Origin of the sequence: Gimesia chilikensis (assembly GCF_007744075.1) — a bacterium.
GTDB classification, from domain to species: domain Bacteria; phylum Planctomycetota; class Planctomycetia; order Planctomycetales; family Planctomycetaceae; genus Gimesia; species Gimesia chilikensis_A.
The window spans coordinates 7,877,944-7,903,017 of sequence record NZ_CP036266.1; the positions used below are offsets into that span (position 1 = coordinate 7,877,944).

The following is a 25,074-nucleotide window of genomic DNA, read 5'->3' on the forward strand; positions in this document are numbered from 1 at the left end:
AACACTCACCTTAACTTATTCGTATTGTTCCCACTAAAACCTGCTCATACCTGATATCATGGTTCTCAACACTGCTGCTTAATTCAGCGGACCTTTCTTCATATTCCCGATTAGCCCGATTGATTTCAGCTTCTCTCATTCGTTGAATCTTCTTTTCAGTTGCAGACCGCAGGCGATCATTAAGCATCGCAATGCGACCTTCATAGCTGGCTTTCAGGCTCTGTCGTTTAAATTCTGCCAGCTTGATAACTTTCCTTCGATGGAAATCAAGGGCAACTTTCCAACAGTTATAGTGGAGTGATTCAAGAGTAGTCAGATCCATTTCTGAAATAACAGAATCAGAGTCTGTAGCAACCTGCATTAATTCAAAGAAATGACTGGAGATGCTTTCATTATCTGAAATGACTATAAGTTCCAGATCATGCCGTAAGCCAATGAAGTCCCACTGATAAATAGCAAAAGGGTAGACTCCTTCTGTAAACCTATTATCTGTAACAGAAAGGTGAATTTCAGGGTCCGTATGTGTGTCAAATGAAAAGGCCGCCTGACGTGTCAGTGGATGTACCGGACTCAATAACTGAACCGAACGGTCTTCATTGGCAGTTTCTCCATCAAATGTTATTGGTAAATGTGGTTCATTGCCTTTCAGCCATTTTTCCCAGTTCCGTTGTTGAATATCATTATTACTGGAGAAGACACGAGCGTCCTGTAGCATTTTCTTGCGTGCTTCTTCATTGATACGCAATGATTTGATTTCCGTTTTCCCAAGAATTGCCGCTGATTCGTTGATAGTTTCCAGATATGTACTGAGCATATTCTGAATTGCTTCCGGTTCCAGCCAATAACTCGTAGCATTATCAACATCCACTTTGAATCGATCTTTTAACGGTAGTGAGATTCCGAAGAACTCATGCTGTTTTTCTTCCAGCTTCTCCTCTTCGAGAAGCTGGCGTATTTCATTGTCTTCCAGTTGTCGCAGCCGTACCTGACGTTCGGCGGGAGTCAGTTCTGATTTAACAGCAATCTCATTTAACTCTTTTGTGATTTTTCCGAGTATGTCCTCGCTGGCACCCACAGCCTGCTCAAATATTCCAATACGCATTAAACAACGTTCATAAATATCAGCATCAACTGTCCCCGGTGTGATCATATTGTAAACGCTGACAAACTGGCTTTTTTGTCCGTTTCGATCAATACGTCCAATTCGCTGTTCAATTCGCATTGGGTTCCACGGTAGGTCATAATTGATGATGCAATCGCAGAACTGGTAGTCCAGACCTTCACACCCAACTTCGGAAAACAAAACCACGTCGAGAGCTTCTGGATCATCTTTAGGTCGCTCGAAACGGTGACGAACTGTTGTGCGTTCTTCATCAGGAACATTACCATGAACTAGACCGACTCGAATCCCGGCACTTAACAGCCCTTCTTTGAGGTAATGCAAAGTGTGTCGAAACGAGCTAAATATCATGATTCGGTGGTTAGGATATATCTGGGCTTCCTGCTTTTGGTTTACAAGTTGAATCACTTTCTCTAGCTTGGGGTCTTTCTTGTCCAGATTATTCGCCATAGCAATAACTGATTGGATTCTTTCAGCGATAGAATTCAAATCACCTGATTCGATCCCAAAATCTTCGATGTCTACTTCTGAGAGTTCCTCTTCACAGATATGTCGTGACAGAATGTCTTTGATATACGGTGCAAGCCCATACAAGCAACTGGCTGCCTGACGGCGAATCGTGGACATCATGAAGTTGACACTTCTTGAACCGTGCAAATCTGCAAGAATATCTGACTGTACTTTCAAAAGAGCATCATGCAAAGTGTTTTGAGAATCAGTAAAAGGGACTTCTACTGTGTGGGATTGTCGTATCGTAAATTCACCAATATCACGTCGGCGAGTACGATTGATAATCCCTGAAAACGTATGCAGGTTTTCAAGTTGATCGATAATTATGATCCTCTCCTGTTCCGAGGCATCAGGAGAGGATAGCTTATCGGTGATTTCATCCACTTCCGGGTTGTTGGTGAGCATTGAAGCCCCCCAAGAGGTCGACTGTGCCTTTTTCAGGCTTTCCAACGCCTTGGATTGCCATTCAACAGATGCACTACGGGCATGTCTCACCGCTTCATTGATCATGGGATTCGGCTCTGACATGTGATCGAAACTATCCCGATCAATCACTACATCTGGTCTCAACAATTTTAATAGTGAAAAGAGGTCACAATTGCCAAGCTGGAGGGGAGTGGCAGTCAAAAATATGACAGCTTCTGCGTTATCGCAGAAATATTTAACAGCCTCGTGACCATAAGTAGTGGGGTTCGAGATCCGGTGGGCTTCGTCCACAATAACAAGGTCAAAATGAGGGGCAGGATCGAGATCCAGTAAGCAAGGCTTCTTTGAATTCTTGCCTGTTTTAGTACCAGTGATAATTTCTTCATTTAGTATTGAATAGGGAATGATTCCAAACTGGTGTCTTTCAGGCCATTCTCCATCAAGATCGCATTCGGAAATGCAGTGACGAAGCATTTTCCCGTCGAAATGTTCGAAGTTCTGATCGAACCGCTTCATTTCTGTCTGCCACTTCTTTTCAGAAAGGAGTGGTCGGGGACATATGATTAATACTGAGTTGATTTCCTGTCGAGCCTGTAATTCACGTAAAATCAGTCCTGCTTCTATGGTCTTTCCAACACCAACACCATCTGCGATCAGCAGGCGGGGGCGGTCAGCTCGAAGAAATCGGAGCACGGGGCGGTATTGATACGGAACAAAATCAATGCGAGCAGCATTTAATGAATAGAGTGTTGATGTGCTTGGGTGATTGATTAAGCGGGCTGTGAGAAGTGCCTGACATTCTGTTGCTGACAGAACCTGCTTGATTTGACTGGGTTCGTCATCAGCAATCAGTTGTGAGGTGAAATAGCTGGAAGCTTTTCCATCAATCAGAACAGTATATTGATATTCCGGGTCTGTCTCTTTTACTTCTACAACTGCACCGATTTTATCTGGCTGAGATTTCAGGCGAACGATTTGGCCCAGATGGTATGGTTGTGAGTCCGGCATTTATAACATTTCTTGGGATTATGAATTCCTCAGAGCCACACAAACTTGCATTCTGAGTCATCTGGTATATTCACTGGTATAGTATTACTGATTATCAAACTGGGCTCTAATCTCCGAAATATGTTTTCTGTGATCACGTTCCTTCTTCTTCAAAACATGATCAACGGGGAAACCACGATTTCTAAGAAATTCTGCCTTTTCATCTTTCAGCTTTTGTGATCCAGATTTAAGAATACAATCAACGACGTATTCTTTTGCGTTTAATTCAGTTTCATCTTCACCCGATTTAAAATATGCCAGAACATTTCTAATCGATTCAAGCATATCATTCAGGCGATAGAGCTCTTTCAATGTCTTTCGAGACTGGTCGGCTGTTTTTGCTGATTCCGCAACTGATCTTATTTTGATGTCGATTTCCTTCCCCCATTGCTCTTCGTCAAAACGTTTACTGGCTTCTTTTGCAGAATTGTAACCCTGATGGACAACCACAAGGTTAGCATGTGACTCTGAATATTCATCAAACCAGATACTGCCGTTTTTCGCTTTTCTACGTCGGGGGATTTTAAGCAATAATTCGATTTCCGCTTCCAGTAATTGTTTGTATGCCGATACTTCTGATATCTGCACATCAAAATAAGCTAATTCCCGAGCAAGATTCTGGACAACGCATTCTTCTGAGAGAAGTCTCTTGAGATTTGATACCGTGTCTGGAGAGTCCTTAGACCAAATTGAAACTACGAATCCACATCGCAGTCCATCTCTTTTCATTTTCTCTTCTTCGGGGCTAAGATAAGAAACCACATTCAGCTTCGGCAGGTTCATTTTGATCATTCGTTTGGAGTAGGCATAAGGTGAAGCAATTTCATTATGCTGGTGAATATCGTTTGGCCGAAGCATGTTCCACGAATATGGTTTAATCCAGTTCAGATATTTACGAAAAACACTATCAGAGAAATTAGCCACTCTTTGATCTTCGTTTGTGCGTAGCTCAACGAGGGCATCATGTGGATTTGCATTTCGTTCTTCTAAATCCCAGTCATTTCGAATTTCATAAAGAAGCTGCACGAATTCATCAAATTCAGGGAGATGCTCCTTAGGAATACGAAAGATTAAATCAATATCGTTTGGATTTCGTTTACCCCGGAAGAAACTACCAAAACCAAGAATTTCCAGTGGATGGTAAGGAAGTTCTCCAGTGTTTGCCCATTCGCCAAGAGTAACGAGACGATCAAATAGAGTTTTTTGACGTTTCGTGAGTTCCAAGATGACTCCTGTTTAAATAGGTATTATTCGATACAGTAACACTCAAAAACGATTCAAAAATATGATGTGGGAGGAGGAGTTGTAGGAGATGGGGTAGTGGGTGACGGGGGTATCAGATCATTGAACTGATCTTCATTGATGACAACACCATCACCTTCTATATCATCCACAACGAACCATGTTCCATTCCCCCAAAAGGGATCTTTAAATACACGTAATTCAGCTCGTTTTGTCAGTCTCTCCAAAAGCCATACGCAGCTAATTCTATCAGGCTCAGTTTTAAGCCATGCAGGAATAACTGGAATACCTTCATAATTACAACAGGATATGTTCCTTTTTTCTTTGCGACCGAAATGGTCGGTGATTCGGAAAGTACAGATCTTTTTCGAAATTTTATCAGCTATTACATTGAGACCTTCATTAGTTGAAAGTCCATATCTGCCTGCCAAGAGAAGGACATGCTTTTTTACATCCTCTGCAGTTACTTTATGCCAAATTGGGAGAATGCGATCATTACCGGTGGTCTCTAAAGTAATCAGTCCATCAAGTTCACGCTTTGGCCAATATTTTTCAAAGAAATGTTGGCTTAAAACTACAAGACCATATCTGCTGTTTCTCAATCCGTTCTCGATAGTTTCTCTAAGGTTGTCACCAATTTCAAATTCAAATTCGTCATACCACACATTCACATTATTCGCAGAAAATATATTTGCCAATGGACGTACGATTTCATCTTTATCTTCACTCGCATGGCTTATGAATAAATCCCAATCCATACCAATATCCTTCCTTAATTACACTGTTGCTGAACTGGATTCATACATTACTCGATTGCAGCTATGGACGGTTATGTATACTATCTGTACTAAATTAAATTTACCCTGCAATAAAGAGAAAGTACACACTTGAGTAGCGGGTATTCTCACAGCGAAATAAAGATCTTTGGTTGATATGAATGGATGAAGAACTGGCGGAAGATTTAGACGATCCTGAATCGATGGAAAACATCGATTTTGAACCTGCCAGATTCAGTTCAGATCTGGGATTACCATCTGTAGATGCCTCGATTCTGGATGACGCCAGTTATGCTGTCAGACAGGAGTTCCGAAACGAAGCAAAATGGAAAAGGCTTAATTGCAAAGAGATCAGCGTCCTTTCCGAGCAGGGGCGGGGAACAGTTTACGCTATTCACTTGGATGTTTCGTTTGAGTCTGATTGGACGTGGGAGGGGGCCTTTGCTTTTCGGCCCCAATCACTTGAGGACAATGAAGATTCTCCTAATTCCTACCATGAGAATATCGCTCACGAAAACGAAGCTCTCTGGTCTGGTGAAATCGTAGAAGTCGATGAACAAAATAACTGTCTATTCATCACACTGGAAGACTCTGAGAATCCTCCACAAACAGGAGCTTTCTTTGTTCGACCTTTCGAATTTCTTTCAGTTCTCGATGCAGTCTATAACGAACCGGCATTTGAAGAAGTCAGAACTGAGTTACCAGCCAGATTAGAAGCATCTAAAGGTAATATTCATCCACAGATTGCAGAAACATGTTCAGAAGGACTTCCACATTTAACCAACTTATGGAAGCACTCTTGGAGTATTTTGTGGGGGCCTCCGGGGACAGGTAAGACATACACCACTGGATTGCAAATCGCATCAATATTGGATGATCAAACAGAACGTATTCTTGTTGTTTCAACCACCAACAGAGCAACTGATGCAGTCGCTCTCTCGATTGGAGATGCAACAAGAACAATTGATACATCTTACTTGGAGAATGGAGAGATACTTCGAATTGGCAAGGGGGCTTCTGCCCAGCGGTTCAAAGCAAATCATCTGGAAGAATTGTTGGAAGGTACTGAGTCTGAATTGCTTTCAAAAATTGAAAGCCTGACACATGATCTTAAATCAACTGAATCCTCAGATGATAAAGCATTTGCCAGAAAGAAAATCTCAGAACTGCGGTCGAAAACGAACGATCAGAGTAAACTCATTTTTTTCGATCCAGATGTACGTGTTGTAATTTCAACGGCTTTTAAAGCAATGAGTTTTCTGAATGATTCCACAATCAGGAAATTGATTGAAAATGGTGACGCACCATTCACAACAATCTTCATTGATGAAGCTGGGTTAATTTCCCGTACTGCGGTTGCTGCATTGTCTTTGCTCGCAGCAAAACGAGTTGTTTTAGTCGGTGATTCGAAGCAACTAGCCCCAATCAGTCGCATCACTCGAATACTGACAACTCGGCAGCAAACATGGTTGGCCAGCAGTGGTCTGAGTCATCTGGATGAAATTGAAGAAACTCCATCAGCAGTTCATGTCCTGTCCGAACAGCGAAGAATGCATCCAGACGTATGCAAAATCGTTTCGAATTATCAGTATGATGGCTTTTTGAAAACTGCAAAGGAGACGATAGACCGGGAATCGACCCTGCCAACATTTATTTCAGATTACTCCAGAGCAATCTGGTATGTGCTTGATGAAGAAGATTCAGATCTTGTATCGATTCGTGCAAAGAGAGGTCAGGGTAACAATAGCTGGATGAGATCCATCACTCCTGACATTTTACAAAAGTTGTTTTCAGAAAGTTCTGTAAGACAATCAAAAGGATTGTTTATTTCTCCATTCAAGGCACAGGCTCAATCCATTTCGAAGCGATTTTCTAATTGGGATCTTCCTAACTGGGAAGCTTCAACGGTTCATAGTCAGCAGGGTTCTGAGGCCGATATCGTAATATTCGATACAGTCAATGCCAGTAGTTACAGTTGGCCATTTGAAGAATGGAAAAGGCTTACGAACGTGGCTCTGAGCCGAGCCAGAGAAGCTGTCATCGTTCTGGCCAGCCGTAGTGAAATGGAAGAACCCTATCTGAAATCACTTACTGCGGAATTGACTCCAAGCATACTGGTCCAGCAAGGTGCTACTGTTCGCTGGCAAAAGGTCGATCTCAAAGGGGGCAATACTCATAATTCTGGTCATGATCCATCAAAACAAAAAGAGAAGAGAGCCGATAATTCGCTTGGGGGCCAAATAGCCAACCGGCAGTCGATGAAACCGATTCTATCCGAGGAGCAACAACGGCTCACAAACTTAAAACTGGATGGGAAGCCTCGTCTTGTACGTGGAGTTGCGGGAAGTGGAAAATCCATTGTCCTTTGCAACTGGCTTGCTAAAACAGTTAAGCGTATGACCGACACGAAAGATTTCCATGTATGGGCAGTTTATGCAAATAGATCTTTGCATAAACTGCTGCGGGAGTCAGTCGAATCGGCATGGAGTTCAATGTCTGATGGCGAATTATTTGATGAGGGTGACTTTCCGTGGGAATCAGTATCTCTCTTGCACATTAAAGATGTTCTCACTGAAATTCTCCCGATTGCATCATTAACCATGAATCGATTCGAGTTCGATTATGACCGAGCAGCGGAAGAGTTTCTGAATTGTCATGATCAATCCGAAATGCTCCCACGCTGTTCAGCCTTATTTATTGATGAGGCTCAAGATATGGGGCCTTCCACATTGAAGCTGTTGCTTTCGCTGGTCGAACAAACTGATTTGGAAGATCCCAACAGTCGTTCCGCCCACATCTTTTACGATAATGCCCAGAATATTTATGGTCGTAAAACACCAAAATGGACAGAGTTCGGTCTGGATATGCGTGGTCGTTCCACAATCATGCGTGAGAGTTTCCGCTCAACGACGCCAGTAACAGAACTTGCTATAAACATTCTCAATCAACTCACGCCAAAGGACAAAAGACAGGACCAGCAGGAGTTGATCGAGATGGGATTGGTTGAACGAACTCAAAATGGACCTGAAGAATGGTTGAAAATCAGATACAACCAGATCAGTGGACCTAATCCAATCTTTCATTCGTTCGATGATAGACAGACTGAATTGGACGCCATTTTCAGACATTTAAAACACTTAATCACAGAAGAGAAAATCTCACCATGTGATATCTGCCTGATTTATAATTCAAATTCTGCCGTCCAGCTTCTTGAATCTAAATTAGGACCACTATTGTCTAAGATCAATGTGGAATTATCAGTTCAGACAAACCGAGCTTTTGAAAGGCGACCTAATACGCTGATCGTGACAACTTCACATTCATATAAGGGGTATGAATCGGAAGTTGTCTTGATTCCGTGTGTGGATCAGTATGTGACTGGAGATGGGCAAATCCTTGCCAACAATTTGTATGTGGCAATGACACGTGCCAGATCACTTTTAGCAATCTATGGAGTGAATGGAAACTATGATCCATCACAAATATTGATGAAAGCGATTGGGAGATGCGTTGAGGTTCAATCAGGTTAAGAATACTTCTTGGTTAGAGAAATTTATTATAAAATCATCTCGAAACATTTCCCCAATGGATCTGTTTAGTTTCCGAATCGGGTAGTGTGGCTAAAAAGTAATATCAATTCAAAGATTGTTTTACATGTGAGGTTGTGACTCTGTTTATTCATTGTGATCATCCAGAGCTTTGATGTACCGTACCGCTGATCTCTGGACAGCCGCTTTTCCATCTGTGGTAACAATCTTTCCCCAGAAGGCTCCATAGATGCGAGAGAAACTGAACGGTTCGACGGTGTCAGCAATTCGCCGAACTACTGATGCTGGCAAAGGGATGAAGTTGGGATAGGAGTACATGAAACTCACCCAGCGTCGATCCTGAACAACTTGCAAAATATCGCCGGTGAGAAGCACTCCCTCTCTAGTTGCACCCTCGGACCAGTGCAGGACCGTACCGCCGTCAAAGTGTCCACCGCACCGAATCAATGTCAGGTCATCACTGATCTCCTTCGTTTCACCATCCCAAAACTGAACGGCTGGATCGGACCGCATCACCCACTCCCGGTCGTCCTCGTGCAGATAGATCGGGCAATCAAATGCTCGGCTCCATTCCACCATGCTCGTGTAGTAGTGCGGATGTGAAATGGCAATGGCTGAGATACCACCGATGCCTTTCACCATTTGAATGAGGCCATCATCGATGAGCGGGATGCAGTCCCAGAGGATGTTTCCTTCGGGACGAACAATGAGCAATGCCCGCTGACCAATTGCAAAGGCTGGTTCCATCCCGATCCCATAGAGACCAAATTCTTTGAGCCTGATGACGTTTCGATGCGACTCTCGAAGATCTGGGAGAGTCGTCCATTGCTGTCCTTGCCAGCCAACGTACTGCCGCTCATCAGTACAAATCTTACATTCGGGAGGTGGCTGATCCATCTCATTGAACTGCGTCCCGCAGGTTGTGCAGATGAAGTTGGACATTTTGTTCATTTTTCATTGGTTTATCTACGAATTGGTATTTCGCATAAGATATGCGGCTTCCTACTTGGGCTTTTCTCTCTCGAATGTTGCAAGAAATATTTCATTACCGGGCGTAGAAGTGAACTCAGTAGGACGATCTTTTCCCGCTGAGGCAAAACACAACTTTCGAGTTTTCTCTCCAAGTATGTATATTCCGTTGAACCGCTTACCCTCGCCATGACCTTTACTTGGTATGAAAACGATGGTTTTGGGTTTCTGTGTTGGATCAATGGTGCTCGTTCCCTTGATGACTTCATTGCCCTTTGAGCGAAGACTCCATGTGCCATCAGTACTATTAACCACCGTAAAGTTCTTGATGTACTCTTCGTTAATCTTAGTGCCATTGATTTCGTAGGAGACGAGCCTCCATGTCCCTTCCAGCATCTTGCGATCATTCTTGATTGCTTCATCCTTGGCATCGTCTGCTGTAGCATTCGAACCAAACAACGTGAGCATTGCTAAAGCTCCGACTAACATGAATCCGAAATGAGAACGTGACACAATATCTCCCCTTAAAGATGACCAGATTGGTAGTCGCCGCATTTATGACGAAAGTTGATTTTAGCCGACCAGAAAGTTACGTACAACTATTTTAATTATGAGAGGGGCTAAAGTCCGAACTGCTCTCGAATTATCGTTACTAATCTGGCAACCCACGACACTCCTTCTATGAGTTCCGTTTCAGACCGGATTCTGTACTTGAGCGAGTCGGGAGGTTGATATTGTAATCGATGTGGATGTCAGCAATCACCCTTGTCGTCGTATTTGCCCAACCCACTGAGCCAGTTCCTTCAGGTCGTCCACATCCATCCCAGCAACAAGTTCTTGTCGGTGGCTGTCGTGAACGGCAAGAATGTGATCTTCATGGAAGATGATCTCGTCACCTTGCTTCAGTCCGTGCAGTCGGGTTTCGATCAATGGATTATCCACAGCACCACGGAACAAGCTTCCCGACCTTTCTTCCACTCGAACCCAAAAATCCTCACCCCACCCACGAGATGGGACATTCTGTATTGGTAGCGGTATCAATGATGCAGGATGGTCGTGCTTTAAAATCGGCTTCGACATTTCACCATTACATGATGGGCAGGAACATTTCTCAAGAGAGTCCTCGTGAACGGAGAACCTTGAAGAGTCGATCCTGAGTTCAACAAACTGGCTGGGGTTTACATGTCGCTTGATAACATCGGGCGGGATATGGAAATTCTCTGGATTCTCGGCGTGCATTGCGACTCCATTCACCAACTCGTAATCGTTGGAGAAGTGCTGGGAGTCAAGTTGTTGTTGAAGAGTTGTCATTCAGTATTCTTAACTTTGATCCTCTCCGTCTGACGATTGTATCTCTTTCAACTGAGTCTCGATGTCGGTAAGCCGCCCTGAAATCTGCTGAAGGTACGCAATAATCATTGCGTGTGTGAATTGTGCGTCGATTCCCACTGGCGATTCAGGGAGACTTATATGTTTGATGATGTCGGCGTAATCATCCTTGGTTTTCGATATTGGGTCTGTTTTCATTCTGTAACTCCTTTGTTGATTTAGGCACGACTCATTTTTTATTTAATCTTATCGGCGATCATTGCCTCAACTTGTTTTTCTGTCTTACGCAGGACTGCCCATTTGCCTTTTGTATTGTTCAGAAGCGACATACCACTCCCACTTAACCAGATTTCCTCGATGATAGCTGGTCGAAACGGAATACCAATGTATTCCACCAGATTGTCGCTCGTAGGATCAATCACGGCATCCTTACCTTCAGTGACACACCACGCATGATGAATAAGTAAAGGGGTGTCTGCAAGAACAGCAAAACCTTCGACATAGATTAGACCTCTGTGCATCGACAGCATCGCCGCATTGAAGAAACACTGTTTCTTCTCGCCAAGTTCTATACCCTTCGGAAGTGGTTGTCTTCGGTATGATCTCCCGTACTTCAGCGCAATTTCTTCGGGGCATGAGAACGGATTATCGCTCGTGGGTTGCCTAATTTTCTGAACTTGGACCCTTTGTTCCAGCAAATGTCGTAATTCACTTTTATCGACCGAGCCGTTTTTTGTTTTCTTCTTCATCAGTGGTGTTTCCTATTTGGCAGCCCTCGCCGCATCACTTTCGTTGTTTTTTCTGCATCGAACTCTTCTGGATCGAAGTCGCCAGCCCACTCCACGAAATCATCATGTTGCTCGTGCTTCGGATCAGCTAGGGCTTCGAGGAACTCAAGATAACCCCAGATACCGCCAACGTCTTCTGGTGGGCAGTTCATCTCACCTTCGACGCATAGTGGATACCTACCGCCTTTCTCCGCACGGAGACATCCTTCGAATAGAACCTCATGTCCCCAGCCGTCACCAAAGTCGTACTTATACAGGAAGTCGAATCGCTTGCCATCCTTCGGAATGATATCACTGATCTTGGTGATGGTGGAATCCACACACTCAAAATCCTCGAACCCATCGTCCAGTAGTTCGGGATTTCCATAGCGTTCCCCATTGATCTCGAACTGATGAAGATGAGAGTTGGTCCAGCCCATCGCTGTCTGGATTCGTTCATGGAACTTGTCCAACGTGGAGTCCTTGATCTGAATTCGTCGCCAGATTTGCGGCTGAGATTCGAGTAGTGTGATCTTGAATTGGTACAGTCGCTCTGGAGCCGGAATTGAGACTATGCCATCGGAGTTGTCGAGGGCTTTGGTGACGGCATCCACAATATGCCGCAGAGAGTTTCGCTTCATGCCGTTATCGGCGTGGGAGCGTGCGACCTCGGCATTCTGTCGGATCGATTCAAGTTCTTTTGTTGTGAAAGAGATCGTGCGAGAATTATTTTCGCTGAGCTTCAAACGGTCGGCGAATTTGGGCAGGAGGTCGGCTACGACTTTGCGTTGGGCTTGGGTGAGGGAAATCATCGTTTCGCCCTTTTTCGTCCATCGTTTTTCTTTATCCATTTCTCAACTGCCTCGTCGTGCGTCACTCCCATCAAACAGATTGACGTTTTTGTCCACAATGCCCCAACGTCGTTACGCCTTCGTTTCATCGATTTCAAGAATGCTGGTTTAGCATTCGTCGCCAAGTGTCTCTGTTTCGTCCACGCCCTCGTCGGACGTTCCGCCATGCCATTCAATTGACTGGAGTTTTTGTGTCACTGAGTCGTTGAAAAATTGAAAGTCTGGGGCTGAATCGAGGAACAATCTAAGGCACTGACCATCTTTGACCGGCTTTACCACTTCGGGATCGCTTAGGCCCTTCTTCCAGAAGTCCATGTCACCTTCAAATCGACCTTGCTGCCAGACGTAAGCGTTCTTCGTCCGTGCAGCCATAAACCATCGGCGTTTACCACCGAGTCGATATCTCAGGATGCGTTTTCGAAGATATGATTCTCGATCTGCCGTCAATTCTTGCTCGAAGTACGACGTGACGGCTGGATTGCTGACACCGGCCAAAGCTGCTTTACAATCAGGCCATTTGACCTTGCTGGTACTGCCATGCTTTCGGCCTCGTGACACTGATTCTTTCGCCAACTCAGGAGCAGGATAGACATTGGAGCAGACGAGATACTCTGAATCGGTTACTGAATCCTTTGCAACGGCGATCCGACAGCAGGTGATGTCCACGCCGTATTGCTCACTGAGCCATTCTGCGGCGATTAACAGTGCATAGTCATAACCCTCGGCAATGAGAATGATCCGCTGCTGTCGATTGATGTCGTCACGATCAACTTCCAGAAAATCCGTCAACGCATCCTGTTGTACGTCGTCCAGCAATTTGAGGAAATCATCAGGCTCCCATTGGGAGATCATTCCGGCATAGGAAATTGCCTGAAGCATGTGAAGTTTGTGATTGCCACGTTTCAGTTCAACAACGACACAACCACCCTCTTTATCGACAGCAAGTAGATCGATGCGATCCTGCACGTTCTGCGATGGTTCTATCTCTTTTCCGATCAGGAATAGTTCCAGTCCGAGTTCCTTAAAGAAGGCATCTGGACTATTCGAGATGAACTCTTGTAAGTCGTACCGCTCCGTGATCGACACATCTGCCAGCGTGGGTGTGTCGAGCAATGAGAAGCTTTGGTTTTTTCTGTCGATCTTGAGCATAGTTTGTCTTCTCTAAGTTATGTCATCCCTAACGCCTTCATTGCCGCAGTCATTGGGTCAGAAAAGAACACTGGGTCCACTCTTTCCACGATGTCGCCTGACACTTCGAGGAAGTTGCGTTTGTTCTCCAGCGGAACCAATGCTCGGCGTGCCCCGTTATCCATTGCGACTTGCAGTGGTTCAGCCAGCGTGCGGAGCGATTTGATATTTCCCTGAATACTCAAGTCGCCGAGGATCACCAAACCGGCCAGAACCGATTGTCGCTTAATCGCCGAATAGACGGCGACCACTAAGGCGATACCAGCTTCACAGGGAACGTGGTTGCTGAGTAGGTCGATGGCCTCGACGTGAAAGTCGGTCGTATCGAACTGCTGACCAATTCCCATTTTTACCTTCTGGCCTTGAAGGTAAGCGAAGGCTCGCTGGAGCGATTCCTTCATGGCACCTTCCACACCGCCAGCGATTTTGAGTTTGCCTGTTCCCGGTGATGTGCCCACCTCCAGCCGGTAAAGCCCCACTTTACCTTGGTCATCGACGGAGGCGGTATAGAGAGAGCCGGGAGCCAGTGGGTCCGCCGCAATCATGTCTCGACCGCCTTGTTCGGGAACACCAACAAACCGTTCCTCACGAGACTCGCTGTCAATGAAAGAGAAAGAAGTCTGATGGTACTCGAATGACCCCATTTTCTTGAGTTGTTCCTTTACCCGGCGACGGCCTTCCAATGACAGTTCTAGAAGTTCTCCCAACTCATCCTTCGTCACTTCGCCGTGTGGATAGATCAGCTTGACCAGCCCTGACACCGATTTCCGAACGGCTTTCACATCACGAGCATTCAGATGAGAACCAAGTGCGAAATGCCGGTCGATTATTTCTGTGAAATTGTGCCTTCGAAGTTCTCTCAATGCCTCCGCCAAATAATCCACGACGAAGCCATAGTGGTCGGTAAAGAACTCAACTCGCATCTTTGGGATTTCCCAACCGGGGATGTAGAAGTGGATGCGGTCGAGAAAAGCCATGTCTTCTCGAATCACGTCAGGCATAGGCATGAATAGATGAGACGACCGAACCATAACCTCCACAGGTTGGTTGGTGTTGCCGAACATCGAAATCGATGCCATGCCGGAAAGCGAATCTTTGCCACGGGCAAACGTACCCGATTCGCAGTAGGTCTTGAGTGTAGTCACGACTTCCTTCGGCATCTTTTGAAGGTCAGCTACTTCATCGAACGCTACAGCATCCCACATTCCTACCAATCCCATCTTGCCGCTGGCCATGTTATAGAACAGGTTGGCCACCGTTGTCGGGCCTGTGAGGAGAATCGTGTATGGTGAAAGCTCCTGATAACCGTAGCTCTTGCCGGTTCCACGGGGGCCAAGTTCGACAAGGTTATAGTTTTGTTCACAAAGGCCCAACAGACGTACTAGAAAAAGCAGCTTCACTCGTCGTTCAAAAAACGACGGCTCCATACCGATGGTACGGAGCAACAGGTCGATCCATTCATCCGTGGTGAACTGGCTGCGGCACTCCCGGTATTCTTCGAGGTCAAAGGTGGCAAGTTGAATCGGTTTGATACTGTCGATCCAGAATGGACTACGTTTGCCTTTCTGCTCTTCATCGTACTGGTGACGCAAATCAATTTGTGCCCAAATACCTCCCATCAGTAGTCGGTCGTAATCCCGCATGAAATGTTCAGGGATGTGAACGAACTTATGGCCAAAGTTCTTGAGTTCAGCCCAGTATTTGTCGTCATCGGAGACGTAACGGACTTGCACCTTATCGATCAGAGTATGCTTTCCTTTGTCTTTCACAATCGATTGGGCTTTGTTGGACTCATCGGGGCGGACAAAGTTCGAGGATAATGTGTTATTGACCACCTTCAGCCCGGCGTCGATGGCAACGGGATCATCGGTTGCGCAATACTTGCCCAGCAGGTATTCAAGGACGAAAACCGGGACGTTGGCCCCCACTTTCACCTTACGGACTAAATCTTTGCGAACGACTTTGCCCGCAAACACGGATGCCGCTTTTCGGTCTAATTCTGGCATGACTTATCCTCACATCGAAATGGCGACATCTACAGTCAGGGGAGCCGCCAGTTCTACACCCGTGGTGGCGTCTAGCAGGTAGACTCCCACTGTCTTCTGAGAAATTTCTTCCGACAACATCACGGTGACGGTATTTGGTTCAATTCGTTTGTTGTCCTCTTCAGAAATCTTTAAATTCACTTCCCCGGTCGCATCCTCGAATCCATATGAGGCACTCACCGGCAGCGACACACACTTCTTGCTGGCCCTCAATTCGATCCGTATTTTTGGTGGTTCAAATCCGAACAGGCTCGACTCGCTTTGACTTCCGGCAATCTGCACCGAGAAAAACCTTGTGGTCAGTTTAGCCGTACCGGGAGTTAACGTCCATTGGATGCCGGTAGTTTGGACTGATGGCTTTGCCGTCGAATGCAACACAACCATCGGCACAATCAATTCTTGTGGGGATAAACCGCCGTGAAAATAAGCTCGTCCGCCTCCCTTGGATTTGAAGACAGCGAAGGTCCACGGGGTTGCTATGTCAAACTCGCTCTCAATACCCAGCGAGGTCAGTGATGTCCGTAGATAAGATGGTTCCGAAGTTCCGCCGGACCCTACCCACACCCGGCGATGCAGGTCTTCTGCTTTACCACCGGGGGCTTCGATCTTCATGTCCTCCCCGATCTCATCGGCAAACAGGTGCCCATGATCCGCTACTAGCACGATGGTCTTAATACCTTGGTCAGCCAGAATTCGAACTCCCCGTCGCAAATGGCTCAGTACACCGTCGATTTGCAGCCGGGCCTGTGACATGTTGTCTGCCTCGCCTAGTTCATCAATTTCTTGTGAGGTGATCAGAATCAAGTCGGCATTCTGAATGCCGTCCCTGACTTTCTTGGCGGGCTTAGGTAGAAGGTCGTCCAGCTTGGTATCGAAGACCTTTACTCCCGCATGTTCTTTCAGAAATGCCACTCGGTCCTTTCGATTCTTGATGACCTTACCGTCGATCTCCAGTGCGAGCTTCCCTCCCCCTACGCTGACCACCTTGGCCGACTCGTGAGCCTTGGGGAGTAGAGCCGCCATGCCGATCTCAGTGATTGTGGGCATGGTGCCAATGGCTGGCTGAACCTCCAGCTTGAAATCGTCGGAGAGCAACCGGCATAGCCCACGAGCCATCTCAAACCGCAAAGCGTCCACCCAGACGTAAGCAACTTTGCCTTCGCCCAGAAGTGGCTTCACCTGCTTCTCGAAGATATCCCGCTGCCTCAGCAATCCTTTGATGGGATGCTTGGCCTTCGAGAACTGCGTGATGAAGTGTTTGGCTAACTCGGAACCGACTTCGGTGTATCGCTGCTCTGCTTTGGTGATGAGCTTTTCCAGCCCGTGATGATCGTTGCTTGCGGCAAACTCAAAGTTGTACTTGCGGCTCTCCATGTGCCGGTGGTGCGTGTCGAGCAAGCACCATGGCTCATCATCGTCGGCATACGCTCTGACGAGGGCCGGAACTGTCGTGGGAGCATTCTTCAGTGCCTTGCCCACACGGTCGGCTTCGACCAAGACCTCGGCGGAGGAAGAGATCAGCGCCCATCGAGCCTGAATTGCCGGAACCACATCGGCCCAGAATCTTGAGAGGCGATACTCGGCCAACTCCAGCAGGTCCGAAGTCGCCGACTTGAGCAATTCGCTTTCCACATGTATAAGCAAAGCCCGTTCAATGCACGGGAAGGTTTCGTTCTCTGTGAGTGGTTCCACGGGAAATTCAAGCTGATCGAGGCCAAGTTCTTGTTCGACCTTGTTGGCCACGGTGACGTAGCTGTCTCGCACTTCCCGGTCGTTTCGCCATGTGCGAGCCAATCGGATGCAGGCATCAATGCCGCCATTGCTATTGGCCACTGGAACCGACGAGAGTGACACTGGTACTTGCTTATTGAGGACGGTCAATAAATCGGTCAGCAGTACATGCCGACTCAATTGTAATCGCCAGTTCGAGAGGGCATCCGCAGCGGGGAGTTCAATGTCGAAGCTGATTTGCAACAGATGACGAAGTTCCTTCTGGGCGTCCTTTTTGCCGACCTCTTCATCGTGCTGGTCGCTGTGTAAGAAGGCCAAGGCAACTTCCTGTGGATTGGCCGAGTCGAAGATGAGTTTTAACACGCCGGTTGAAATATCAATTCCCTGTTCGGCCAACGAATTCAGATCGGCCAATGACAACTTGCCCGACTCCACTTGTCGTTCGATTTCACCAACTTGATCCTCGCCCAAAATCGGCTTGAGAGCATTACGAGCTAAGACGGAAAGGCGAGTGTTGCAGGCAGGTGGTTGTTGCCGGGGTTGCATGACTATCCCCGCACAATCGAGTTCAATCAGAGCGCTATAGGTCTTCTCACGCTCGACAGGGACGTACACGACCAACCGGGGCGGTTGTCCGTCGTTGAGCAGATGGTCGATCTCTTTGCGCAACTGAAGAAAGCTGCCTTCGTAATGGGCGACGGTGGTGTTTGGCAGGGTGAGTTCCGCTACCGCTGCGTCATAGGCTTTCTCCGGGTCGTACCAGACGACCAGCCCCTTGTCATCAACCTGTTTGGCGATGAGTTGTACGAGATGTTCAGTGACAACAGCCATTTCTTTGACAATACTCCTTAGTTACTTCGAAGAGACATCAGGGCCACAATTAGGGCCTGCCTGCCGCCTCTGATCCAAATTTTCGTCTTGATCCGGCAAGTGCCAACTCGAAGAGATGCAGCACCAGAGAGCTGAAAAGACACTCTCAGCGGACTTGATTTCGTCATCGATATCACTTGATTTCACAGGCGTCTCCAGAATGATCGGAGTTGCCTCGCTTAGCCAATGAGCCACTCGCTGGAAGGCCCGAATGCTCTCAAAATTCAATCTTTCATGTCGGCTTTGCGAGTTGACATAACTCATGTGAACCTGTCGCAGTCGATCATGAAACAGTTCAAGAAACGTCTCCGCTTCCTGCATCGTGGGATCGACCTGCCGTGCGTGACCGATATCAAAACAAAATGTTGCATCGGGAAGCTTCTCGAAAACCGTCCGTAACTGAGCAGCTGTCCGTCCAATCTCCTTGCGCTTGTCCATGTTCTCGATGCAGACCGCTGGCCCAAGCGACCGCCAAAGCGAGAAGTCCTCGATTACATCAGGATGAACGATGATCGCCCAACCTCGGTCAGCAACCTTTCGAAGCTTCTCGACAAATTCGGATTCAGAGAAGCGAGTTCGTTTGCTTGGTGCGTGGAACGAGACGTATTCGAACGGCAGTAGGTCATTCTCCAATCGATCCAGTGACTCCAATAATGGATCGAGTTCATCTTCCCGCAGTGCCGATAGTTCCACTGCATTGGCACGTTGATGTGTCGCTACCCGCAGGCCTCGTCGCACGTCGTCCAAGGCAATACTGCCTGTTGAAAATCCAATTTTCATCTTAGAACACTCCGTATTCACAAGTAAACTCCCGCAAGGGAGTGTCGATCTCAAAACACATACTTCTCAGTGTCGCTTGCAGCCGGTGGCTGATCTCCCGACATTTCAGGAAAATGGCATCGGTGTAGACGTCCTCTTCGCTCAGTATACCAAGATGGTCCCGAACCGTCTTATCGTTGATCTGGCCAAGAAACTCTTCGTAAATACACAAGAAGGCCCTACAAGGCTCATCCAGTCCCAATTCTCGTAACGTCCACACGAGAATGTTGAGCGGCGTCGAGTGAACGAAGTTTAACAGGTGTTTTTGAAGCTTCATTTGGTAGTCACCGGAATTCGCTCCATCGCTTAGAAGCGACTCGTTTTTGTAGCAGCTGAATACCATCAATAAACCAGCGACGAAGAGCAGCTTCCTTGAAGTCCGCAGTTTGATGTTTCGAATCGCCCATTTCTTTCCTCCTTGATCCCAGTCCTTATAAGCAAAGTCTACGCACATCGTCCGCCAGTATCGAACAACGTCGTTCATTAGAAATCGGGGAATGCGAGACTCATCATCGGGTTGGCTATGGAAGTTTGAATCACTCATCAGATATCTATTGAGAATCTGACGAACAATGCGAGCGTAGGAACCTCCCAGTTCGTCATCAGAATCACGCAACGACGTTGCTTCCAGCAACAGAAGAACTCGCTGTGTGGTATTTCGGTTCGTGTCGGCCTGACCTCCGATGTGATGCACAATTTCATGACTAAACGCCATGTTTCCGAAGATGCCTTCCGCACCCGGTCCTTTCAGTGATACATCTTTGTAATTCATCTCTGCCAGAGTCATTTCGATTTCTCTGGCGGCGACTCGATGTTGCGTATCAGCTTGACCGTCAACCAGCATGGTCCAGTCCACGTCGCTGCCACTGGTCCACTCACGGCGAGCCAATGAACCGAAGACAACCACATCCACATCGTCCGATGTAAACTGTCGCAACGTTTTAAGAAGCAAATCCTGCACCGCAAAAGCATCCGCTTGTGCAGCCACCATCGTGGGCCATTCTTTGCCACTGTCGGCACTGAACTGCGCCACATAGTCGAAAGCGGGGTCAATTGAGCCATTGGGCATTACTTCACCAATCCTTTCTGATGTAGTTGCTTGCCGATGGATGACCACTCGTATTTGCCTGCGAGTAGCTCGTTCCAGTATTTCTTGGCAACCTTCCAAGGGACCAGTTCGTGGAGCGGGGCGATGTTCAGGACGACTCCATCGTTGAGGTCCGGTTCGAGATGCAGGTTTGCTGCCCGGCGCAGCTTGTCCTCGAAGTCCCGCAGTTCAGAGAGGAAGTCTTCTTGTTTTTCTGCTTCCTTGGCAATTCGCTTGGCTTCCTTACCAGAGTCGCCAGCGACGGCACTCTGGCTGCGAAGTGCTTCGAGACGGCTGGTTTCCAATCGAATCTTTGGTTCGACGTAATTTACCAACGCTTTGAAGAGCAGGTCTTTGTCCAACTGGTGGTAATACAACCAGATGGCGTAGTTCTTCTTCAAGGATTGGAGCAACCAGTAGATCGGGGCGCTTCTGCGGCTCTGCGAGTACCTAGTCACATGATCGTCCCAGAAACCGTTTTTTCCGGGTTTGCGAAGGTAGTCTCGAATCTTCTTAACGCCGAGGATGTCGCACGCCTCTGTTTCGACGGCATCTCCTCGGCCCTCAGAAATGACATCACATACATCTCGAATACGCCTCACGATGTCATCAGCGTGGTCCGGGTCGTCAACTAGGATGGCAAGCGTTTGAGAATCTTGAGGAAGTCCACCGGCTTGACTTTGCAAACTGCCGGGTGTGTCCTGAATGGCTTGTGGAGGATACGACGGAAGAACACTGTAAGGACTCTTTGATGCAAGCTCGTTTGCGAGTTCGGAATAAGACTTTAGCCCCCATCGTCCGAAAACAATGCCGACCGAGTGCGAAAGAAGCATCCCTGCAATAGTCGAGTCGCTCAGACTAGGAGTGCCTTCGTCGTCACGTTGCCCATCCGACGAGTCATCGTCGTCATCGAACACGTTGATTTCCCGCAGCCGACGAACATCTTGTTGAGTCATTCCGTATGCTGCATTCACTGTGCGATCCCAGTCGGCGTCAATGGCAGTAACTCGTTGCTGCAATGTAAGAAATTGGCCTCGCACGTTCCGAATCAAAGCAGTAAGGCTTGTGCAATTGGGCAGGCCGCAGTAAACGGCACTGGTCTCGTTAATGGCGTCCAGCGATCGAAGATTCTGAATCAGATCATTGGTGGCTGCTTCAAGGCGAGGGAGGTCATCGCATTCGATGCCTTTCCACGGTAGAGTCTTAATGATGCCGCTCATAAACTTCCCAGCGTTTGACTGTAGCTCGATGAGGCTGGTGATTAGCTTCGAGTTTACCCACCCTAAAATGGCTATGTTGCTCACCTTCGATTCTGAGAAGATGACTGGCCCTTGACTTGTGAAGAGGCAGCCAGAAGGCAGAACTCGTGCGCTAAAGCCACGCCCGCTGCGTAGCGAGTATGTCGCCCCCGGTCGCCGCCAATAGTCCGAAGCTTGACGTGCTTGGGCATCAGTTCCGTTCACACGAATGTTCGCTTCACGCATCTCTTTTCCGTCGCTATCCCATCCGACGACGAGATGAATGTTACCGTAATACCTCTGATAGCCACCGCCTTTAGCGAGATGCTCCCACCTGTTGTTTGGCCCAATCATGTCGGGAGCGACTTCCCAGCGGAGCCGGATGAACCGAAAATCATCCCACGTAGTCATCCCTTGTCGAGCCGTTCCTACGGTTGGCTCAAACTTGCTTGGTAACACAAGCAAGTCGGCGACCTTAGAAGGGAGAGAGTAAAGAATCTTGTAATTGGGAAAACGCTTAAACACGCTCGGAAGTAGGCGGAATGCAACCGATTCCCCACCGTTGTCGATCCTGATCGCTTTGGATAACTGTTCTTCACGTCCGGCTTGACGACGGACATCGAAAGCTACAAGTGGATGGCGAGGTAATGGATCGGCAACAAAGGTGTAAGCAGCAGACTCTACAAGGGCCGCATCCATGACCGCTGCACCAAGATCTGCAATAGTCACAATCCTGTCAATAAGAATATCGTGCCTCCAATTTCGAAGGCGGGTGGCGACCATGAAAGAGCGAGATGTAATTGCTCCTCCAATGCCAGTACATAAATGGAGAGATCGTTCAACAAATGTTGCAAGTAATTCCGTGTAGCTGAGTGGAAATGCCTTCTTTAAGTATGCAAAAGCCCTTTCTGGTGCGAGACCGAACGGTGGATTCATAAGCACCACGTCATAGCGATTTTGGCACAAATCCACAAAGGCAAAGCCCCGTACAGCGTCCTCCGTGAATAGCCTGCGTTGCAGACGCTGGCCATTCTGCGCTTTTTCGGCGTAGGACCGCAGAGCTTCAATAACTTTTTCTTCTGCTTGCTCGAAGAATTGAGAGTCAGTGATTTCCTTTACCGAGAAGACTTTGACTACCGGCTCGCTTGGTTTGTCGAACAGAGTCCGCTGAATCGAGATGCCACCGATTTCGTACTGCCGCTTGGCTTCACGGATCGCATCTCGAATTTCTTCTTCGATCTTGAGCAGCGATCCAGCCTCACCTGCCAGTTTCATTTTATCGAAGACGACTTCCACGACTTGGCCGAGGACTTTCGGTTCAAGCTGTCCGACAAACTCTTTGAGCATTTGCTCTTCACCCGGCATCGGTTCCGCACAGACGAAGTTGGAGCGGGTGATCGTCGGGCGGTCCTTCTTCAGCCCCATATCCTGATATGCTCGCTGGCAACGCAGCCAAAGGGCCAACGCTGCAATCTGGCTGGCCCGCAGGTCAATGTCGATGCCGTGCAGGTTGTGGGCGAGAATCAACCGAGGAACATCACGTTCCAAGTCTTCCAACTTCGGGTAATCCTTCTGAAGCGCCGGGCCGAGGTCGGGGTCGGCGTAGGCTTCCTCGTAAATCGTCAGCAATAGGTCGAAGCAGTACAGCAGGAAGTGACCGCTGCCACAGGCTGGGTCGAGAATCTTCAATTCCCGTGGGTCCTTCTTTTGGCGGTGAAGAATGGGGACTGGGAGCTTGAGCAGTTCTTCCTGCGAAAGATCGTCTTGCCCCTCAGCGGCATCCTTGGGCGGTTGTTCGTCTTCCTTGAGGAAATTGTCGGTGGGGCGACGAACCATGTACCGGCATTGATCCTTGAGCCTCGTCTCGCCTTTACGCATCTCGTACCAGATGCGCCCCAACGTGTTGTCAGTCAGGAACTCGACCACATAGCGGGGTGTGAAAAACTGATTTCGGAAGGCCAGTTCGTAAGAATTGCGGGGTGCTTGGCTTTCCTTGCGTGCTTTATCTCGCAATTCCTTGGGCGTGAAATACTGGTAGACCCAGCCGATGGTTTCGTCCTGCGACCAGATTAGCGGCCATTGTTCTCGTAACTCAGTTTCCTCGGCCTTGATTCCGCCGCCATTGAGCAGGTCGAGAACTTCATCCAACGTCTTCTGTCGAGGGTACAGGCGATTGGCCGGATCGTTGGGATTGAAAAGCACGCCGATTTCGTCGGAGAGTGCCCCACCCAGCCAGTCCAAGAAATGACGGTAGGCAACATCCTGATGTCCGGTGTTGTAGAGCCGTTCATCTTCCTCATGGTCGGCTAGATAGAACTTCACGCCATTGGAGTTCACACCCCGACTCACTGCTTCACGAAACTTCTGCCCTCCTACATAGACATCACGGGCTTCCATCATCTTGTAGGCACAGAGTCGATTGAGGTGCGTGAAGGCAATTTCCCGCACCAACTGATCGAGAGCCTCCTTCGGCTTGAACCCACGGGCCTTGATGTGGGCGAAGTGATCGAGAATATCTTTGCGTGCCGCCCGATCCTCGTCAGTCGTCAAGTTATTCATCTCGGCGTTTGAATCGGCAATGACCTTTTCATCTTTGGTAAAGATGGTGTACTTCCCCTCAAGCTCCTGTGAAATGGAGTCTTCCAGTAGCTTGCGGCACTGCGTCACGACATTGCGGAGCTTGTTGCGAATCTCTTGGTCCATATCACTCCGCTCCCTGTGGTTGCGCCGCTCGTAGTTGTTTCATTTGATTTTGAATCAGGTCGTCTAAACAAGTCACGACATGCCGAATCGTATCGACTGCTTGCATCGCAAAAGCTGGGGCAATTTGTTGTTGTTCGCCACTTAGGTCTGTCTTGTTCCGGTCAGCTCGATGCACGATGTCGTTGCGACGACTGACAGTATCCTCAACCAATTTGCCGAGTTCTGTCGGCTTGCGACTGAGCCTAGCTCCAATCTCGCCCCAAGGTTGTTCGACTCCGAACATCACGCCTACAACGTGGACCCCTCGTCGGCCACTGAGGTTTGTTTCCAAGTAGAGTCGAACCTTGTTTGCGACAAACAGCGTGTCAGGATCAGCAAGAAGCCGAAGGGCATCCGGCAAGTCAAATCTGATTGCAGAGAGATGACCGACTAGTTCCTTATCTTTAATGTTGATGAATGATCGTCCCTTGATCGTGATTAGTTCCTCAAAGTGCGCATTCATTACTGCCGGGAGATATGTCTCCAAACCAGTGCAGGCGATCACAACGGCTTGTCGAAGTAAATTGCAAAGGGCGCTCTTACGAATGAGTCTTGGGGCGACTTCAGCCCGTTCCCGAATCATCCCTAGAAAGACTTCGTTGTATATGACCATCACCCCTTCATCGTGATCGGCCTTCACCAAATCTCGTAGTGTGCGAAGTACACCTTCTTCGGTGTTGGGCGCATCATGCTCCAAAAGCCGATAGACCTTTAGCAGCAGGTCCGCTGGCCGGATGTTGTCTTCAAAAATTTGTCGAGGACTGAGCAT

17 protein-coding genes are annotated in these 25,074 nt (G+C 47.8%); 1 reads left to right on the forward strand and 16 read right to left on the reverse strand.

What is annotated here, in order from left to right; translation table 11 throughout:
• Nucleotides 1-10: 10 nt before the first annotated feature.
• The 3 genes from HG66A1_RS29975 to HG66A1_RS29985 all read right to left on the reverse strand — a co-directional run bounded on the left by HG66A1_RS29975 (nucleotide 11) and on the right by HG66A1_RS29985 (nucleotide 5,103).
• Complete coding sequence (locus HG66A1_RS29975) at nucleotides 11-3,064, reverse strand: DEAD/DEAH box helicase (RefSeq protein ID WP_145192960.1); 3,054 nt, start codon at nucleotides 3,062-3,064, stop codon at nucleotides 11-13.
• A gap of 84 nt (nucleotides 3,065-3,148) precedes the next feature.
• Nucleotides 3,149-4,327, reverse strand: coding sequence for a hypothetical protein (locus tag HG66A1_RS29980; protein WP_145192961.1), 1,179 nt, complete (start codon nucleotides 4,325-4,327; stop codon nucleotides 3,149-3,151).
• Between the two features lie 53 nt (nucleotides 4,328-4,380).
• Nucleotides 4,381-5,103: a toll/interleukin-1 receptor domain-containing protein gene (locus tag HG66A1_RS29985; protein ID WP_145192963.1), complete on the reverse strand. Its 723-nt coding sequence runs from the start codon at nucleotides 5,101-5,103 to the stop codon at nucleotides 4,381-4,383.
• Between the two features lie 179 nt (nucleotides 5,104-5,282).
• Here HG66A1_RS29985 and HG66A1_RS29990 point away from each other — a divergent pair, with 179 nt between their 5' ends.
• Nucleotides 5,283-8,651, forward strand: a complete 3,369-nt coding sequence (locus HG66A1_RS29990) for an AAA domain-containing protein (protein WP_145192965.1) — start codon at nucleotides 5,283-5,285, stop codon at nucleotides 8,649-8,651.
• A gap of 144 nt (nucleotides 8,652-8,795) precedes the next feature.
• On the opposite strand, the gene HG66A1_RS29995 is transcribed toward HG66A1_RS29990, so the two are convergent.
• The 13 genes from HG66A1_RS29995 to HG66A1_RS30055 all read right to left on the reverse strand — a co-directional run bounded on the left by HG66A1_RS29995 (nucleotide 8,796) and on the right by HG66A1_RS30055 (nucleotide 25,074).
• A complete protein-coding gene (locus HG66A1_RS29995; RefSeq protein ID WP_145192967.1) occupies nucleotides 8,796-9,611 on the reverse strand; it encodes an MBL fold metallo-hydrolase in 816 nt (271 codons plus the stop codon).
• A gap of 60 nt (nucleotides 9,612-9,671) precedes the next feature.
• On the reverse strand, nucleotides 9,672-10,151 hold the full coding sequence (locus HG66A1_RS30000; protein ID WP_145192969.1) for a TIGR03067 domain-containing protein: 480 nt from the start codon (nucleotides 10,149-10,151) through the stop codon (nucleotides 9,672-9,674).
• Nucleotides 10,152-10,397: 246 nt separating this feature from the next.
• Nucleotides 10,398-10,949, reverse strand: a complete 552-nt coding sequence (locus HG66A1_RS30005) for a hypothetical protein (RefSeq protein WP_145192971.1) — start codon at nucleotides 10,947-10,949, stop codon at nucleotides 10,398-10,400.
• 9 nt (nucleotides 10,950-10,958) lie between these two features.
• Nucleotides 10,959-11,165: a hypothetical protein gene (locus tag HG66A1_RS30010; RefSeq protein ID WP_145192973.1), complete on the reverse strand. Its 207-nt coding sequence runs from the start codon at nucleotides 11,163-11,165 to the stop codon at nucleotides 10,959-10,961.
• A gap of 38 nt (nucleotides 11,166-11,203) precedes the next feature.
• Complete coding sequence (locus tag HG66A1_RS30015) at nucleotides 11,204-11,716, reverse strand: hypothetical protein (RefSeq protein ID WP_145192975.1); 513 nt, start codon at nucleotides 11,714-11,716, stop codon at nucleotides 11,204-11,206.
• Nucleotides 11,716-12,585, reverse strand: coding sequence for a plasmid pRiA4b ORF-3 family protein (locus HG66A1_RS30020; RefSeq protein ID WP_197996875.1), 870 nt, complete (start codon nucleotides 12,583-12,585; stop codon nucleotides 11,716-11,718). The genes HG66A1_RS30015 and HG66A1_RS30020 overlap by 1 nt, the downstream gene beginning before the upstream one ends.
• Nucleotides 12,586-12,693: 108 nt before the next feature.
• The gene (locus tag HG66A1_RS30025; protein WP_145192977.1) at nucleotides 12,694-13,734 is read right to left on the reverse strand and encodes a hypothetical protein; all 1,041 of its coding nucleotides are present in this window, start codon (nucleotides 13,732-13,734) and stop codon (nucleotides 12,694-12,696) included.
• Nucleotides 13,735-13,751: 17 nt separating this feature from the next.
• Nucleotides 13,752-15,779 (reverse strand): protease Lon-related BREX system protein BrxL, encoded by a 2,028-nt coding sequence (brxL, locus tag HG66A1_RS30030; protein WP_145192979.1) that lies wholly within the window; start codon nucleotides 15,777-15,779, stop codon nucleotides 13,752-13,754.
• A gap of 9 nt (nucleotides 15,780-15,788) precedes the next feature.
• A complete protein-coding gene (locus HG66A1_RS30035) occupies nucleotides 15,789-18,380 on the reverse strand; it encodes a PglZ domain-containing protein (protein ID WP_145192981.1) in 2,592 nt (863 codons plus the stop codon).
• A 21-nt stretch (nucleotides 18,381-18,401) separates the two neighbouring features.
• Nucleotides 18,402-19,199 carry a hypothetical protein gene (locus tag HG66A1_RS30040; protein WP_145192983.1) on the reverse strand — a complete coding sequence of 266 codons (798 nt, stop codon included), beginning with the start codon at nucleotides 19,197-19,199 and terminating at the stop codon, nucleotides 18,402-18,404.
• 1 nt (nucleotide 19,200) lies between these two features.
• Nucleotides 19,201-20,307, reverse strand: coding sequence for a nucleotidyltransferase domain-containing protein (locus HG66A1_RS30045; protein WP_145192985.1), 1,107 nt, complete (start codon nucleotides 20,305-20,307; stop codon nucleotides 19,201-19,203).
• Nucleotides 20,307-24,266 (reverse strand): BREX-1 system adenine-specific DNA-methyltransferase PglX, encoded by a 3,960-nt coding sequence (gene pglX, locus HG66A1_RS30050; protein ID WP_145192987.1) that lies wholly within the window; start codon nucleotides 24,264-24,266, stop codon nucleotides 20,307-20,309. The genes HG66A1_RS30045 and pglX overlap by 1 nt, the downstream gene beginning before the upstream one ends.
• Before the next feature lies 1 nt (nucleotide 24,267).
• Nucleotides 24,268-25,074, reverse strand: a complete 807-nt coding sequence (locus HG66A1_RS30055) for a hypothetical protein (protein ID WP_145192989.1) — start codon at nucleotides 25,072-25,074, stop codon at nucleotides 24,268-24,270.

Excerpts from the sequence above, each read along its gene's own strand:
- HG66A1_RS29995 (WP_145192967.1), bottom strand. The coding sequence starts at position 9,611 with ATGTCCAACTTCATCTGCACAACCTGCGGGACGCAGTTCAATGAGATG.
- brxL (WP_145192979.1), bottom strand. The coding sequence starts at position 15,779 with ATGCCAGAATTAGACCGAAAAGCGGCATCCGTGTTTGCGGGCAAAGTC.
- HG66A1_RS30025 (WP_145192977.1), bottom strand. The coding sequence starts at position 13,734 with ATGCTCAAGATCGACAGAAAAAACCAAAGCTTCTCATTGCTCGACACA.
- HG66A1_RS30035 (WP_145192981.1), bottom strand. The coding sequence starts at position 18,380 with ATGGCTGTTGTCACTGAACATCTCGTACAACTCATCGCCAAACAGGTT.
- HG66A1_RS29990 (WP_145192965.1), top strand. The coding sequence starts at position 5,283 with ATGGATGAAGAACTGGCGGAAGATTTAGACGATCCTGAATCGATGGAA.
- HG66A1_RS30005 (WP_145192971.1), bottom strand. The coding sequence starts at position 10,949 with ATGACAACTCTTCAACAACAACTTGACTCCCAGCACTTCTCCAACGAT.
- HG66A1_RS29975 (WP_145192960.1), bottom strand. The coding sequence starts at position 3,064 with ATGCCGGACTCACAACCATACCATCTGGGCCAAATCGTTCGCCTGAAA.
- HG66A1_RS30015 (WP_145192975.1), bottom strand. The coding sequence starts at position 11,716 with ATGAAGAAGAAAACAAAAAACGGCTCGGTCGATAAAAGTGAATTACGA.
- HG66A1_RS30055 (WP_145192989.1), bottom strand. The coding sequence starts at position 25,074 with ATGCTCAGTCCTCGACAAATTTTTGAAGACAACATCCGGCCAGCGGAC.
- HG66A1_RS30040 (WP_145192983.1), bottom strand. The coding sequence starts at position 19,199 with ATGAAAATTGGATTTTCAACAGGCAGTATTGCCTTGGACGACGTGCGA.
- pglX (WP_145192987.1), bottom strand. The coding sequence starts at position 24,266 with ATGGACCAAGAGATTCGCAACAAGCTCCGCAATGTCGTGACGCAGTGC.
- HG66A1_RS30020 (WP_197996875.1), bottom strand. The coding sequence starts at position 12,585 with ATGGATAAAGAAAAACGATGGACGAAAAAGGGCGAAACGATGATTTCC.
- HG66A1_RS30010 (WP_145192973.1), bottom strand. The coding sequence starts at position 11,165 with ATGAAAACAGACCCAATATCGAAAACCAAGGATGATTACGCCGACATC.
- HG66A1_RS29985 (WP_145192963.1), bottom strand. The coding sequence starts at position 5,103 with ATGGATTGGGATTTATTCATAAGCCATGCGAGTGAAGATAAAGATGAA.
- HG66A1_RS30045 (WP_145192985.1), bottom strand. The coding sequence starts at position 20,307 with ATGCCCAATGGCTCAATTGACCCCGCTTTCGACTATGTGGCGCAGTTC.